This window comes from Pseudomonas saxonica (genome assembly GCF_007858365.1).
GTDB lineage: Bacteria > Pseudomonadota > Gammaproteobacteria > Pseudomonadales > Pseudomonadaceae > Aquipseudomonas > Aquipseudomonas saxonica.
Window position 1 is genome coordinate 22585 of the sequence record NZ_VFIO01000011.1, and the last position, 15936, is coordinate 38520.

Annotated in this window: 11 protein-coding genes; 2 read left to right on the forward strand and 9 right to left on the reverse strand. The window is 57.6% G+C overall.

The genetic code is table 11. The features are described from left to right. Positions 1–3028 precede the first annotated feature (3028 nt). The 6 genes from FJD38_RS20645 to FJD38_RS20670 all read right to left on the reverse strand — a co-directional run bounded on the left by FJD38_RS20645 (position 3029) and on the right by FJD38_RS20670 (position 11138). A complete protein-coding gene (locus FJD38_RS20645; RefSeq protein ID WP_146387231.1) occupies positions 3029–6544 on the reverse strand; it encodes a glycosyltransferase in 3516 nt (1171 codons plus the stop codon). Continuing rightward, positions 6544–7188: a PglD-related sugar-binding protein gene (locus tag FJD38_RS20650; RefSeq protein WP_146387233.1), complete on the reverse strand. Its 645-nt coding sequence runs from the start codon at positions 7186–7188 to the stop codon at positions 6544–6546. The genes FJD38_RS20645 and FJD38_RS20650 overlap by 1 nt, the downstream gene beginning before the upstream one ends. 775 nt (positions 7189–7963) lie before the next feature. Further along, entirely contained in the window at positions 7964–8719 is a 756-nt protein-coding gene (locus FJD38_RS20655) for an SDR family NAD(P)-dependent oxidoreductase (protein WP_146387235.1), read from the reverse strand. Further along, on the reverse strand, positions 8716–9756 hold the full coding sequence (locus FJD38_RS20660) for a ketoacyl-ACP synthase III (RefSeq protein ID WP_122784373.1): 1041 nt from the start codon (positions 9754–9756) through the stop codon (positions 8716–8718). The genes FJD38_RS20655 and FJD38_RS20660 overlap by 4 nt, the downstream gene beginning before the upstream one ends. A gap of 3 nt (positions 9757–9759) precedes the next feature. Continuing rightward, positions 9760–9981: an acyl carrier protein gene (locus tag FJD38_RS20665; RefSeq protein ID WP_146387236.1), complete on the reverse strand. Its 222-nt coding sequence runs from the start codon at positions 9979–9981 to the stop codon at positions 9760–9762. Next, positions 9978–11138 carry a DegT/DnrJ/EryC1/StrS family aminotransferase gene (locus FJD38_RS20670; protein ID WP_146387238.1) on the reverse strand — a complete coding sequence of 387 codons (1161 nt, stop codon included), beginning with the start codon at positions 11136–11138 and terminating at the stop codon, positions 9978–9980. Before FJD38_RS20670 ends, FJD38_RS20665 begins: the two co-directional genes overlap by 4 nt. Positions 11139–11545: 407 nt before the next feature. On the opposite strand from FJD38_RS20670, the gene lafA reads away from it, so the two are divergent. After that, complete coding sequence (gene lafA / locus FJD38_RS20675) at positions 11546–12421, forward strand: lateral flagellin LafA (RefSeq protein WP_146387240.1); 876 nt, start codon at positions 11546–11548, stop codon at positions 12419–12421. A 151-nt stretch (positions 12422–12572) separates the two neighbouring features. Further along, on the forward strand, positions 12573–13367 hold the full coding sequence (locus FJD38_RS20680; protein ID WP_122784369.1) for a winged helix-turn-helix domain-containing protein: 795 nt from the start codon (positions 12573–12575) through the stop codon (positions 13365–13367). Between the two features lie 57 nt (positions 13368–13424). On the opposite strand, the gene FJD38_RS20685 is transcribed toward FJD38_RS20680, so the two are convergent. Genes FJD38_RS20685 through FJD38_RS20695 form a run of 3 tightly spaced genes read right to left on the reverse strand, consistent with a single transcriptional unit; the run spans position 13425 to position 15934 of the window. Beyond that, entirely contained in the window at positions 13425–14336 is a 912-nt protein-coding gene (locus tag FJD38_RS20685; protein ID WP_122784368.1) for an OmpA family protein, read from the reverse strand. Next, entirely contained in the window at positions 14323–15198 is an 876-nt protein-coding gene (gene motA / locus FJD38_RS20690; protein WP_122784367.1) for a flagellar motor stator protein MotA, read from the reverse strand. The genes FJD38_RS20685 and motA overlap by 14 nt, the downstream gene beginning before the upstream one ends. Position 15199: 1 nt before the next feature. After that, complete coding sequence (locus tag FJD38_RS20695) at positions 15200–15934, reverse strand: FliA/WhiG family RNA polymerase sigma factor (protein ID WP_146387242.1); 735 nt, start codon at positions 15932–15934, stop codon at positions 15200–15202. Between the last annotated feature and the right edge of the window lie 2 nt (positions 15935–15936).

Genomic DNA, 15936 nt, shown 5'->3' on the forward strand with positions numbered 1-15936 from the left:
GATGGGACGACGCGGGGTGTCAGGTTTTACGACGGCTTCGCCGCCGATCGCAGCCTTCGTTCCTCGTCAGCTGCTACGCGCCTGCGAGCAACAACACGTTGATCTGTAGCCGCTGCCGAAGGCTGCGATCGAGCGCGCAGCGGTCGCAAGATGGGGCGCCTCGGGGTGTCAGGTTTTACGACGGCTACACACCATGCTCGCAGCCACACGTTAACCTGTAGCAGCTGCCGAAGGCTGCGATCGAGCGCGAAGCGATCGCAAAATGGGACGCCTCGGTGTGTCAGGTTTTACGACGGCTACGCGCCATGCTCGCAGCCACACGCTAACCTGTAGCCGCTGCCGAAGGCTGCGATCGAACGCGAAGCGGTCGCAAAATGGCACACCTCGGGGTGTCAGGTTTTACGACGGATACGCGCCATGCTCGCAGCCACACGTAAACCTGTAGCAGCTGCCGAAGGCTGCGATCGAGCGCGCAGCGGTCGCAGATGGGACGCCTCGGTGTGTCAGGGTTTACGACGGCTACGCGCCATGCTCGCAGCCACACGTTAACCTGTAGCCGCTGCCGAAGGCTGCGTTCGGGCGCGCAGCGGTCGCAAAATGGCACACCTCGGTGTGTCAGGTTTTACGACGGCTACGCGCCATGCCCGCAGCCACACGCTAACCTGTAGCAGCTGCCGAAGGCTGCGATCGAGCGCGAAGCGGTCGCAAGATGGGACGACTCGGTGTGTCAGGGTTTACTACGGGTACGCGCCATGCCTGCAGCCACACGTTGATCTGTAGCCGCTGCCGAAGGCTGCGATCGAGCGCGCAGCGGTCGCAAAATAGGACGACTCGGTGTGTCAGGTTTTACGACGGCTGCGCCGCCGATCGCAGCCTTCGTTCCTCGTCAGCTGCTACGCGCCTGCGAGCAACAACACGTTGATCTGTAGCAGCTGCCGAAGGCTGCGATCGAGCGCGCAGCGGTCGCAAAATGGGACGCCTCGGTGTGTCAGGTTTTACGACGGCTTCGCCGCCGATCGCAGCCTTCGTTCCTCGTCAGCTGCTACGCGCCATGCTCGCAGCGACACGTTTACCTGTAGCAGCTGCCGAAGGCTGCGATCGAGCGCGAAGCGGTCGCAAAATGGGGCGCCTCGGTGTGTCAGGGTTTACGACGGCTTCGCCGCCGATCGCAGCCTACGTTCCTCGTCAGCGGCTACGCTCCTGCCCGCAGCCACACGTAAACCTGTAGCCGCTGCCGAAGGCTGCGATCGAGCGCGCAGCGGTCGCAAAATGGGACACCGCGGTGTGTCAGGTTTTACGACGGCTACGCGCCATGCCCGCAGCCACACGCTAACCTGTAGCAGCTGCCGAAGGCTGCGATCGAGCGCGAAGCGGTCGCAAGATGGAACGCCTCGGTGTGTCAGGGTTTACGACGGCTACGCTCCTGCTCGCAGCCACACGCTAACCTGTAGCAGCTGCCGAAGGCTGCGATCGGGCGCGAAGCGGTCGCAAAATGGGACGACTCGGTGTGTCAGGTTTTACGACGGCTTCGCCGCCGAACGCAGCCTTCGTTCCTCGTCAGCTGCTACGCGCCATGCCCGCAGCCACACGTTTACCTGTAGCAGCTGCCGAAGGCTGCGATCGAGCGCGCAGCGGTCGCAAGATGGGGCGCCTCGGTGTGTCAGGGTTTACGACGGCTACACACCATGCTCGCAGCCACACGTTAACCTGTAGCAGCTGCCGAAGGCTGCGTTCGGGCGCGAAGCGGTCGCAAGATGGGATGACGCGGGCGTCAGGTTTTACGACGGCTACGCGCCATGCCCGCAGCCACACGCTAACCTGTAGCAGCTGCCGAAGACTGCGATCGGGCGCGAAGCGGTCGCAAAATGGGACGACTCGGGGTGTCAGGTTTTACGACGGATACGCGCCATGCCCGCAGCCACACGCTAACCTGTAGCAGCTGCCGAAGGCTGCGATCGAGCGCGAAGCGGTCGCAAAATGGGATGACGCGGGCGTCAGGTTTTACGACGGCTACGCGCCATGCCCGCAGCCACACGCTAACCTGTAGCAGCTGCCGAAGGCTGCGTTCGGGCGCGAAGCGGTCGCAAGATGGGACGACTCGGGGTGTCAGGTTTTACGACGGCTACGCGCCATGCTCGCAGCCACACGTTAACCTGTAGCAGCTGCCGAAGGCTGCGATCGAGCGCGCAGCGGTCGCAAGATGGGATACCTCGGGGGTGTCAGGTTTTACGACGGATACGCTCCTGCCCGCAGCCACACGTTAACCTGTAGCCGCTGCCGAAGGCTGCGATCGAGCGCGCAGCGGTCGCAAGATGGGACACCGCGGTGTGTCAGGTTTTACGACGGCTGCGCCGCCGATCGCAGCCTTCGTTCCTCGTCAGCGGCTACGCGCCATGCTCGCAGCCACACGTTGATCTGTAGCCGCTACCGAAGGCTGCGATCGAGCGCGAAGCGGTCGCAAGATGGGACGCCGCGGTGTGTCAGGGTTTACGACGGCTGCGCCGCCGAACGCAGCCTTCGTTCCTCGTCAGCTGCTACGCGCCATGCCCGCAGCCACACGTTGATCTGTAGCCGCTGCCGAAGGCTGCGATCGGGCGCGAAGCGGTCGCAAGATGGGACACCTCGGGGTGTCAGGTTTTACGACGGCTACACACCATGCTCGCAGCCACACATTTACCTGTAGCAGCTGCCGAAGGCTGCGATCGAGCGCGAAGCGGTCGCAAAATGGGGTGCCTCGACGTGTCAGGGTTTACGACGGCTACGCTCCTGCCCGCAGCCACACATTTACCTGTAGCAGCTGCCGAAGGCTGCGATCGAGCGCGCAGCGGTCGCAAGATGGGACACCGCGGTGTGTCAGGTTTTACGACGGCTACACACCATGCTCGCAGCCACACGTAAACCTGTAGCAGCTGCCGGAGGCTGCGATCGAGCGCGCAGCGGTCGCAAGATGGGACGACTCGGTGTGTCAGGGTTTACGACGGCTACGCCGCCGAACGCAGCCTTCGTTCCTCGTCAGCGGCTACAAGGGCTATACCCGCCAGGCTCTGCGCCATTGCTCTCGGCCGATTTCATCAAGCATCCAGTCCTTGCGCACCCGGTCGCGCAAGGCATCCCCTGCCCGCTCAGTCGCATCAAGGTCGTGAACATGCATGCGAATGGCGTCCACCCAGTCGCGAAAGCGGTTCCTGACCCGCGTTACCGGCAAATCCCCGCGATACGTCACACTGTCACTGCACACCACCGCATAGCCGCACATGCCGTATTCCAACAGCCGCAGATTGCTTTTGCAGGTGTTGAACAGATTATCTTCCAGCGGGGCCACGGCCAGGTCCAGATTAAGCCGGGCCAGCGCCGCCGGGTACAGGTCAATCCGTACGCCGGGGTGAAACTCCCTTACATAAGGGCGCAGCTTGTCAGGACACATCCCCATAAACACCCAGTCCACCTCATCTGCCAGTGCCTTGATCACGTCGACGATCATTTCCAAGTCGCCGGTATGCCCCGCGCCGCCTGCCCAGCCGACCCTCGGTTTGTTTGAGGTTCTCCGCGCACTGACAGGCAGCTCACCCCACCAGCCCATGTCCAGGCGATTGTTAACCACCACAATATCGTGATGAAAACCGCTCAACGCTTCAGCCAGCGCCTCAGTGGATACGACGAAACGATCCACATAAGACAACCCACGCCGCAGCGAACGCATCACATCCTTGGGCATTTGCGCCTTGTGCACACTTTTGACAGGCAGATTGGGTAAATAGTCGTCCAGTTCATACACCTTGAAAGCTCGGCTGAATGCACTGATCTGCCGTGCGGCTGCCAGATCGGCCTCCCTGAGAGGACGCTGCATGACTAGCGTGTCCGGCGCATAACGTTCAAGGTGCAACACACTCGGCACGCCATACGTCAAGGCACCCTCAACCACCCCTTCACGCTTGAGGGCATTCAAGGGCTGAATGACCCGATAGTGACCGCACCCGTGCACATCACACGGCTGCGCGAGAATCACCGGCATCGGCCTCCAGGCCAAAGGTCGCCACGACAACTGGGCATCGGCCAGCTTGAAACCGCCGGCATCGTTCAATGACAAGTTCTGGTTATAGGCAGGATCGCTGGCCAACAATACGGCCCAGCGCTGTTGAAAGACTTCGCGCACAGACTCCGGGATTGCAGGCTGGGCAAAATCGTTGATGACCGCCGCATGTGGTGTCCATACGGTCAAGTAACCCGACTGCCCTACCCGCAAGCACAGATCCACATCGGCGCCACCCTGTGCAAAGGCCAGCACGTCCAGCCCGCCTACGCCGTCAAACACCGCCTTGCGAATCAATAAGCAGACATCCGAGACCGCGCTGTAGTTTTGCTCCACCCACAAACGGTTCATGTATCCCGGCGAGTTCATGGGTTGCCCGACAAAGGCATGGCCGGCGTGACCTTCAAGGCCAAGAATAATCCCGCCGTGAGTGATTTGGCGTGACGTCGATATCGCCTTGGCACCGACAATACCTACCTCAGGGCGTTGTCCATGATTGAGCAGTTCATCAAGCCATTGCCTTTGCATCAGCACGGTATCTGCCCGCAGCAACAGCAAGTATTCGCCCCGGGCGTGCCCGGCGGCCAGGTTGATGGCCGCTGCATGTGTCAGTGGCCGTGGCGCAGCAATCACCTGCAAACGATCCCCCATCAACGCTTTGATGCCCTGCATCCATTGCGTTGCATCCGGGTGGGCACAGGCATTGTCGACCAACACCACGTCGTAATTCGGGTATCGGGTGTACTCCAGCAGGCTGATCAAGCATCGCTGAATGGCCTGCAGATCCGTTGCCAGTACCAGCACGATCGATACCCGGGGTTGTTGCGGGTGACCATAGTTGATTTTGAAATGCCCTTGCCGAGGGGTGGTCAACTCTGCCTGCCCATACCCGCGTGTATGCAAGTGGGTCATCAAGGCTGCAGCCAGATGCGGACTATCGGACAGACAGGGGCTCTGGTTGATGACCAATGGCTCGCTTACATGACCGAACCCGACCAAACCACGCTGATCAATCATGCGCAGAATCAGTTCAAACTCGAGTGCGCCCGCGTACTCCGGATTAAAGCCACCCGCAACCCGCACCGCCTTACAACGCAATAGCCAATTACGCGCCAGAATGCCCGGGAGACTGAGCAGGTAGTCCAGATTGAAGTCAGGGCGCAATGCTGCACTCAACGCACCTTCAGCTTCCTGCACCCACGCATCACCATAAATGGCCCGGCAATTCGGATCCTCCAGCAGTTCCAGACCGCATATCAGCAGGCCGCAGGGTGTCAGGAGGTCACCTGCGTCCACCAGCATCAGCCAAGCGCATTGAGTCTGCTCGACGAGCGCATTGATTTGGGCAATAAAATCAGGCAACTGACGCTCGAAATACTCAACGTCCGCGTGCACCGGCTCCCGGCACATCCGCGGGCTTATCACATACCCCTGAGCCGCCCCATAGCGGGTACGCAGGCATGCCAGACTGTTGAGCGTCGCCTCTACCGCTTGCGCATCGCCTGCGCGATCAAGCACAACTACGGCAATGCCCGGCCCGCCTTTATAATGCGCCAATCGCTCTTCGATAAGCCGCGCCTGCAAAGGGCTGGGCACCCGTGCAGCTCTCCAGTCACGCTGCTGCGCCTGACTGATCACGCCCCCACGGACCTCCATCAGTCGTTGATAAATGTCCACCGATTCCACGTTGTCAGCGCACCCCAGCTCAGCCACCCGCACCCGCCGTGTACCGGCTGCTTCCTGGTACCAGCCTAACGCCCGAATCTGCTCGCGGAAGGTGTCATGCCCCTGATTACCAATGCCCGGCAAGTCGCGGCCTTGCTGACTGAATTGTTCGCTTGAAACCCGAAACATGCACAGCGGTTTGGCCAACAAGGCAAGATTGCCCATTTGCAAAAGCTTGACGTAAAGACTCAAGTCCCCCACCCACTCAATCCCGTGACCATTGAGCGACATCAACTGATCACCGAACGCCACCAGATCTTCCCGACGGCATAACACACAGCTGGGTTCGCCAATAAAGTTCAGGGTGTGATCGACCAACCATGAGACCAGCTCTTTACCGTCAAGCTGCACATCCATCGGGAACAGCGGTGTCGTGGCCAGAATGTCGGGGATGGGCTGCCCGTCACTGTCGATACGGGTACGCCGCGACGAGGCCATTGAAATGCCTGGGTTGGCCTCCATGACCGCGACCAACTGCTCAACGCAATCGGGATGCAACACATCATCGTCGTGAATAAACTTGACGTAATGACCGCGTGCCAACCGAATGCATTCGACAGTGTTATGCAATTCAAACAAAGCGTTCTGGTTATGTTGGTAGCGAATAGGAATAGCCGTTGTTTTCGCTACCCGCTCCACGACACTGGCTATCAACGGGCTTGCGCTGTCGTCGCAAACGATTATTTCCAGGGGTTCATACGTTTGCTGGCAGGCACTGAGCAATGCGGTTTCGAACCAGGTCGGTTTATAGGCGGGAATCACAACACTGACGAGTGGACGGCAAGGCATCAGTTCGTTCCTTTTTTGATAAACACAACGTTGGCTGGATTGCCAACCATGGTTGCGCCTGCTGGCACATCGCGCAGTACTACGGCGCCCATGCCAATCACAGCGCCATCGCCGACGCTGATGTTTCGTGCCAGCAGTGCGCCGGAATGGATCACCACGCCATGCCCGATGGTGACGTAGCCGGCAATCACACAGCGAGGGCTGATGTGGACGTAATCGCCGATCGTCACGTCGTGGCCGACCAGGGTTTGCTGCTCAATAAAGCCATGCTCACCCACACGGCAATCCACCCCGAAGCTGACGTCATAACCAAAGAAGGTCGCGCCGTGGCTGGTGCGTAAATCCAGCTGGCAGCGCGTGCGTATGGAGATGAACTGTGCCCCTTTGGCTAACAGGGGCTCGACTTGCAGGCGGCGGCTGGCAGGGTTGCCTACCGCACTGATGAACACATGCAGTGGTTGAGGACAGAATGTGTTTGGGTAGCCCAGCCAGGGGTAATCGCTGTTGGTGGCTATTGCGTCTGGGCCTCGTTCGTCCAGATAGCCTGCAATGAGCCATTGCGTTCCATGGGCGGAGTCGGCGACCAGTTGGGTCAGGGCCTGACGCCCTAACCCGCCGCCGCCCACGATGATTAGTTGCTTCATGTTCACTCCTGAAAGGGCCCCCGAGTACCGAGCCGTCGATACGATGTTGGATGTTTCGTTAATTCTTCTTTTCGCTTTTCGCTTTTAAAACGATCTCACTGCCGCCACCGAAACAGTGGGAACGACACTGGGGCCCATCACAGGAGGCTGAACGCAGGTGCTGTTATGGGGGTGGCGAGGCAGGACGCCGAGCCAGCCGCGATCGGGCCAAGGATGGCCCGTCGCGGCGTGCCCCCATAACAGTGCCGGAGAGAGGGCACCGGGCGAGCCTAGGCGAGCTCGGCCGTATGGTAGGGCAAGGACTTTTTGGGTACTTTTGTGGCTGTTTGACAAAAGTACCTCGCCGTAAGGGCGAAACCATAACTTCAACTAGACGCTAGTAATGGATATGTACTCGAAGCTTTTAATAGGCCCGTGTACATATCCATTGAATGCGTTAAATCTATCTACGGGTTCCGCCCTTACGGCGGCTCACTTTTGTCAAACAGCCACAAAAGTAAGCAAAAAGGCCTTGCCCCTGCGTACGGCCCTCGCTGCGCTCAGGTGCCCCTCACTCCGGTCCCGCTCCGTGGGCACGCTGCGACGGGCCATCCATGGCCCGATCGCAGCTCTCCCGGCATCCATGCCGGTCGACCCACTCCGCAGAACCTCCACTCGGCCTCCCGAAAGGGGCGGTAGATCAAGATCAAGATCAAGATCAAAAGCCAGATCAAAAACCAGATCAAAAGCTGGATCAAAAGCTGGATCAAAAGCTGGATCACAAGCGGCTCGCGCTTTAACGCACACTCATCCCTCCATCCATCACCAACGTGGCACCCGTTATCCAGCGGCTTGCCCCGGACAACATAAAAATTGCGGCATGGGCGATGTCTTCCGGCTCGCCAAATCCCAACGGGTAACTCGCCAGTTGTTCACTCACCGAGGCCGGCGATTTGCGCAGGGATTCCAATAAAGGGGTGTTGGCTAACCCCGGCGCCAGGCAGTTGACCCGTATCCGGCGTTTGCTCACTTCAAGCGCCAGGCAACGCGCCATCGCTATAACCGCGGCCTTGGTGCCTGAATAAGCCCCTACGCCGGGAACCCCTTGAAACGCGGCAATCGAGGCAATAAAGAGGATGGCTCCGTCATTCGCTATCAGGTTTTTGCGAAGCATCGCCTGGGTCAGCATCATGGGCGACTCCACGTTGAGTCGATGCAAGTCACGCAGGTGCTGCTCGGACATCTGCCGCGTAGGGCAAATGACGGATGTGCCCGCGTTGTGCACCACCCCGTGTATCTGGCCCAGTGTCTCCACCAAGGCAGCTCGGTCATGCGGTTCGGTCAGGTCGCCGATGACCGCACGGTGGCCAAGGGATGACAGGCCGTTAAGTTGCTCAAGCGTTTCATGTAGACGCTCAACATTTCGCCCTGTAGCAATCACCTCTGCACCCATGCTCGCGCAACCCAAGGCAATCGCTCGACCAAATCCAGAACTGGCCCCCGTGACCAGTACACGCTTGCCCTGCAAGCTGAAGGGGTTGAAGGCACTCATGATTCAATCAATGCCGGGAAGCACGCGCCGTCAATGTCCACAAGGCATGTCGCCCACGACAAACCAATCCCGAAACCGCTCATGAGCAAGCGGTGAGGCCCACTTTCAAGCTGTTCATGGAGGCGTGCGGTCATGGTCAACGGCACAGACGCGCCGCTGGTGTTACCAAAGTCGCGCAGGCTGCTGGGCACCTTTTCGACGGGCAATTCAAGTTTTTTGCGCAATGTGTCGTTAATCATCCGGTTAGCCTGGTGGAAGATGAAGTAGTCCACTTGCTCCTTGCTCACCTGTGCGTACTCCAGCAATTTTTCGACCGCAGGCGGGATGCGCTGCGTCGAGAAGGTCAGCACTGCCGGGCCATCAAGTATCAGGTCTAAAGGCCGGCGCCAAAGCGCTTGCGGGTCCTGACGGTGCGGCAGTAGGTGCTCGATGGCGGTCGGCTCACGGTGGCCTCCCACTGGCAGAATGATGGCCTGGTAACCACTGCCATCACTGTTCAGGTCGAAGTACATGGGCGCCGCATGGGCGTCGAACTCCATCGCTGTCGCAGTGCCCGCATCAGAGAACAATGGATCGTTGGGCGTGGAGGTGCAGTCACCGACCAACACAAGGCCTTTTTTGACACTGCCACTGGCAATCATCGAGCCCAGCAGGTGCAACGCATAGGGATACGCAGAGCAGCCAAGGTTGACGTCAAAGGCCAACGTTGAATGGGGCAAACCCAAGCGATCTTGCAAAATGATCGCGGTGGCAGGCGCCCGATAATCCGGGGACTGGGTGACCACAATCAACGCATCAATTTCACTGCGCTGCCAATTCAAGGCGTCGAGCAGTGTCTGCGCGGCGTCAAAGGCCAAATCCGAGAAGCACTGCCAGCTGGGAGCCACGCGGCGAAACTCGATACCGATGTTACGCACCAGTCGCTCACGCTCAGCGCGCAGTTGCGGCTTGCAATCCACCAGGTTGGAGACGCGGGTTTTGGGCACACACGTGGCCATGCCGCTAAAGCGGACGTGTTGCAAGGTGCACTGAGGCATGGCTCAACCCACCCTGCGGTACAAATCACCCACCGTGGTGGCGGCATACAGGTCTTCGCCGGTGAGGCTTTTGTTATAGATCATGTCAAACATCACAATGACCCCCAACGCAGCGAGGGAGTCCCACTCGGGCAGAGCAGACAGTGGGGTGTCCAGCGTAATGTCGACAGGCACCTGAAAATCGGTGGCATCAATAAAGTTGGCGATAAAGGCTTCAGTGCTCATGGTTGCAGTCTCTTCAAATCAGACACAGAAAAAGGCGTAGCGCGAGAACGCAGGGCGGCAGATGAAGCCGTACAGATCACGGCCAGCACACGTTCAACATCGTTCAGGCTTAAATCGGGATGCAGGGGCAGGCAAATCACTCGCTGGGCAACGTGATTGGCCACAGGCAAGGCTGCGACACCGGCCTGCTGATGCTGGCGATAAGCAGCCATGTCGGTGACCAGCGGGTAGAAATAACGGCGGGTAAAAATCTGCTGTTGCCTGAAGGCGTCGTAAAGCTGGTCACGACTCAGTGGATAGGCATCTTCAATCAAAATAGGGAAGTAACCGTGGTTGGCGGCTTCACGGCACAGCGTAATGCCGGGCACACAGGCCAGACGCTTGCGGTACAACGCATCAAGTGTGGCGCGCTTGTGCAGTGCTGCATCAATCTGGGTAAGTTGCAACAGACCCACGGCGGCGCTGATTTCGTTCATCTTTCCGTTGATGCCGCAGGTGACCACCGTGGTTTCATCGACAAAACCAAAATTACGCAGTTGATCCACCAAGCGTTTGGTCTCCAGCGTCGGACTGATGATCGCGCCACCTTCAAAGGTGTTGAACACCTTTGTCGCATGCAGGCTCAAAATACTCATGTCGCCATGACGCAACACGCTGCCCTGCCCGTCCCGAACAGCAAAGGCATGGGCCGCGTCATAGATCACCCGCAAACCATAACGCCGGGCTATTTCCCCTATGGCATCGACATCGCACGGCACGCCATAGCAGTGCACGGGCAAGATCGCGCGGGTACGCGGGGTGATCGCTGCTTCAATAGCGGCTGGATCAAGGTTGAAGGTCTGCGGGTCGATATCGACAAACACCGGCGTTAACCGATTCCACACCAGTGCATGGGCCGTGGCTGCGAAGGTGTAAGGGGTAGTAATGACTTCTCCATCAATGGCCAAGGCTTGCAGCGAGGCCATTAACGCGGTGGTGCCATTGTTGAATAAGGATAGATGCTCAACGCCCAGGTAATCCGCAAGCGCTTGCTCAAAGGCTTGGTGAAAAGGCCCTGCATTGGTCAAGCGTTTGCTCTGCCAGATAGTGCGTAAATAAGGAATAAAATCATCCAGTTCAGGCAAGAGTGGGCTGCTGACATACAGGTCTTTATTCATGAGCGCTGACTTCGAATGAGCGTGCAAATCGGATATACCGTCAACTGTTAAACGCCTCCGATGTGTGCCTGCCTGCTCGCCAATAACGGGCACTCACGTGAACAGTCATAACGGGTATATACGTGGAATTGCAGACGTCATGCCAACTTCAATAACTAATCATAAGTACATGATTTAAAAGAAGTTTAATAACTTAGCAATCCTTACAAAGTGCTGATGCCTTCCTCTTTTAACCGCCCGCTTGCCGGGCATAGGGAAATCACACTTCCTCTCACTACGAGGGTGAAGGCCTGGATTATAAAAATGTACAAATAAAACTTAAGGCTCATAAATAGTGCGTCGCCTTGTTAGGGGGAGCGGGCACTCAGCGCCTGCATTCACCTTAGTGCAATCAAGGATACCGACCCATGGCTCTTACCATTCATACCAACTACTCATCGTTGCTCACTCAGACCAACCTGAACAAAACCAACAATGCATTGGCTGTTAACCAGCAACGCCTGGGTACGGGCCTGCGAATCAACTCCGCTTCTGACGATGCTGCAGGCCTGCAAATTGCCACCCGCCTTAACGCTCAAACCAAAGGCATGGCAGTAGCCGGGCGTAACGTGAACGACGCTTCATCGCTGCTGCAAACCGCCGATGGCGCCTTCGGTGAGATGACCGACATCCTGCAACGCATGAAAGACCTGGCCACACAGTCTGCCAACGGAACCAACAGCGACGACGATCGTAAAGCCATGCAGGCTGAGTACGATGAACTGGGTAAAGAACTCGGCAACATCATGGACAACACCTCCTACGCAGGCGAGAAGTTGTTCGGCAAGGACGGCACCACTGGCAAATTCGGTACCGCTGTCAGCTTCCAAATCGGTGCGACCGCTGCTGAAACACTGACCCTGGACGTCACAGCACAATCGTCCGCCCTGGGCACCACCCTGGACGGCCTGTCCTCGAACTACACCACTTCCGGCACACCAGGTACTGAAATCAGCACCAGTGGCGCTGCCAATGCTCAGATCGACGTACTGTCCGCAGCGTTGAAAGACGTCGGTGAGCTACGTGGCCAGTTCGGCGCCAACATCAACCGTCTGGCCCATACCGCCAACAACCTGGCCAACATGAAAGACAACACCGAGATGGCCCGGGGTCGCATCATGGATGCAGACTTCGCCAGTGAAAGTGCCATGATGAGCAAAAACTCGATGTTGATGCAGTCGGGTATCTCCATGCTCAAGCAAACCGGTCAGATGCCTGGCCTGGTAATGTCCTTGCTGGGCTAAACCGCCCGCAAAAAGAAAACGCCCTTGCAATCAAGGGCGTTTTTTTTGGTAAATAGCTCATGGTTTACATCAAAAGAAGAAACGTCCTGCATCATTCTTACATCCAGCTCGGGAAAATTCTCTGACTTAATCGTAGAGAAGCTTACCCCTGATGAACACACTCTCCGCGAACTTAAAGACCGGACACGGCGATTGCCTGGCATTTTTCTGCTCTGCGCTTTGTACATTGACACTGTACAAAAACGCTAATCGACAAATCATAGATTTAGGGTTTTCGGGTGGGCGGCTGCTTGCCCGCCTGATGCAAGAGCCGGGAGAAATGATTGATCGCGATACCTTGACCGCCTACGCCTGGCCCAACCGGGTCGTCGGCCAGGGGAGCCTGAATCAGCAGATTTATACCTTGCGCAAGATTTTGGGCGATGAAAAAGATCGAAAGATCATTCAGACCGTCACACGGCGCGGATATCGATTCAATCCTGCCTTCGTTGTGGACCAGAACAATGGATCAAACACTGAACCTCAAGCTGGCACAGATCACGCATCTTCATTGCTAGCGATTTCGCGCGCTGAAATCCAGCGTAAATGGACACTCAGGGCCATGGCGGCAGCGGGTTTTGTGGGCTACATCCTGACCTCACATCCCAGTCAGTTGTTTGCCAGCCTGCACATCATGGGCGGCCACACGGTGACCTTTGTCGAAACAAAGAAAGATCAACTCAAGCAACTTATCAACCTGACGCACGGGCTCAGTACACGGCTCGTAAGCTTGAGTAAAAATCCGATGGAACTGTCGATCGTGACAATCGATGATCAGACCTATCATATTTATTGCTCAGGCCAAGCCGGCGCGAACTATATAAGTTTGAACGACAATGAGCTTCACACCGTCAGCGACACACAGCTGCGTGAATGCATAGAAGGGGTCACTCAGCCCATCCATTGAAGGTGAGGGCCTAGCGATACTGCGCGGCCAAACGGCTGCGCAGTGTCTTGGGGAAGGTTAGCGAGGTTTGTCCGCGGGCTCAGTAACGGGTTGTACATAGTCAACCGCCCCGGGGGAATAGCGCGCGAAGTTTTCGCTGAACAACTGCCTGTACAGGGTTTCAGCCTGTTCGGTCAGTACCAGCAGCTCAATCCGCCGGTTAGCCCCGCTCAGAGGCTCCTCAGGTCGCAAAGGCATCACATCGGCCTGCGCCGAAACCTGCAAAATACCGTGAGCCGGCAACCCTGCGTTCACCAGTACACTTCGAGCCTGCAAGGCCCTTTCACCTGAGAGATTCCAATTGTCATAACCGCGTGAGTCACGGTACGGGGCGGCATCGGTATGCCCACTGACAATCAACTTGTTTTGTACCTTGGCCAGCTCTTGCGCCAGAGCCGTCAGCAAGGTACGAAAGTGTGGATCAAGCGTCGCACTGCCACGCTCGAACATAAAACGCTTGTCATCATCCTTGATCAGAATTCTCAAGCCCTGGGGCACGACATGCACTTCGAGATTGGCCATCGCATCCGTGCGCTCAGCCAACAAGGCCATCAGCTTGGCCAACGCTTGCAGTTCTGGCTCGCTGTCATAACGTTGCACATCCCCTGAGCGGGGGGCATTGAAGCGAACTTCCTGGGGCCGGGGCACCGCATCAAACTCCGGGGCACTGTCGAATGCCACGGGAACTCGACTGACCTCGTCAAAAACCCCTGCCCCTCCTTCTATGACCGTCGAAGCCAGCACAACCTTTGCAATGCGTTCAGCGTCGGCTTGCGGCTGAATAACCCACAGCACCATAAACAGCGCCATCATCGCCAGAGCAAAGTCGGCAAAGGCTACTTTCCAGGCGCCACTGTGGTCTTCGTTATGCCCCCGCTTGCTGCGACGCTTGACAATAATGGGGTCATGTTTGTCTTCACGCGTCCTCATTGCGTCCGTCCTCAAAACTGGTCACCCATCTTTCGAGCAACTGGAAGGCCGGTTTGACGTCCTGTTCAATCAACTTGCGACCCGCATCGACCGCCAACAAGGTTGGCTTGCCGGCCACATGGGCGACAAGGGTCGTGCGCACACACTCCAGAGCCGATAACTCGGTCCTGATGCGCTGGGCCATTGCATTGCTCAGCGGCTCCATCATGCAATAACAGAAGAAAATCCCGAGGAATGTACCCACCAGGGCTGCTGCCACGTGGGCTCCAATCTCAGCCACCGACCCACCAATACTGTCCATGGTGATGATGATGCCCATGATCGCCGCCAAAATGCCGAACCCGGGCATGGCTTCGCCCACTTTGTGCAACGAGCGCGAAGGCAATAGCAAAGCCTCGTGCATGGCGTCCAGTTCCTGCTCGAGAAAACCTTCAAGTTCATGGGCGCTGATTTTGCCCATGGCCATCAACCTGAAATTATCGGCAATAAAAGCCATCAGGTTTTTCTCTTGCAAAATCAGCGGGTATTTTGTGAACAGATCACTCTGGTCCGGCTCTTCAATGTGTGCATCGAGTGCTTTGAGGCCACCCATGTCGACGGTTTCGAGCAGCTCATACAGCAGCATCAGCAACTCGCGCTGAAACGCCTCGCCGCGACGGCGAAAGGAGAACACCCCCTTGACCTGCACCCACATTTCGAGCAGCACTTCCTTGGGGTTCCCAATAATCATGCTACCCAGAGCAGCACCCACCACAATCAGCATTTCCGAGGGCTGCCACAACACGGACATGCTCCCGCCGGCAATCACAAAACCGCCCAGCACGCAGCCGATAATGATTAATGCACCTAACAGTTTCTGCACGTTATTTACTCTTGGTTAAAAAGGCTCGAGCTTTATCGATGGCCTGCTTGCTCAGTTGGCACACGCGCGCGTCACTGATTTCGAGCACCAGGCCGATTTCCTTCAGGTTCAGCTCGTGCAAGTAGTAGAGCGTCAATACCAGGCGCTCACGTTCATTCAGTTGCTCCAGCGCCTGAGTCAACATGCGCTGGCTGCACACGGTCGCCTCGACACTGGCAGCGCCGTTATGAAAGTCCCTGCTGGTGTCCTGCAACAAAGCATCAAGGCTCTCCAGCGCCTCCCCGGCTTCAGCTTGCAAGTAAGCCTGAAACTGCGAAGGACTAAGCCCGGTGGCTTGCAAGGCTTCCTCATCGCGCAGCTGACGACCCAGTTGACGCGTCAGGTTGCGCAAAATATCCCGGGTTTTGTGAGCTTGCTGGCGCACTTGCCGCGGGCGCCAATCGAGCCTGCGCAACTCATCAAGAATGGCGCCACGAATTCGCATCGCCGCAAACCGTGCAAAGTGCTCATCGGGCACGCCATAACGGCGCAGCCCCTCAAGCAAGCCCATGAGGCCAATCTGCTCCATGTCTTCTCGATCCAGTACCTGACTGGTTTGCAGAGACAATTGATTGACGATCCGCTTGACCAGCGGAAGGTAATTCACCAGCCACTGCTGTTCTGCTTCAGGCGCCATCACCACCGAGCAAGAGTCGCCTGCATCGGGGCCGTAATCAGCCAAACGTTCGCTATTCATGA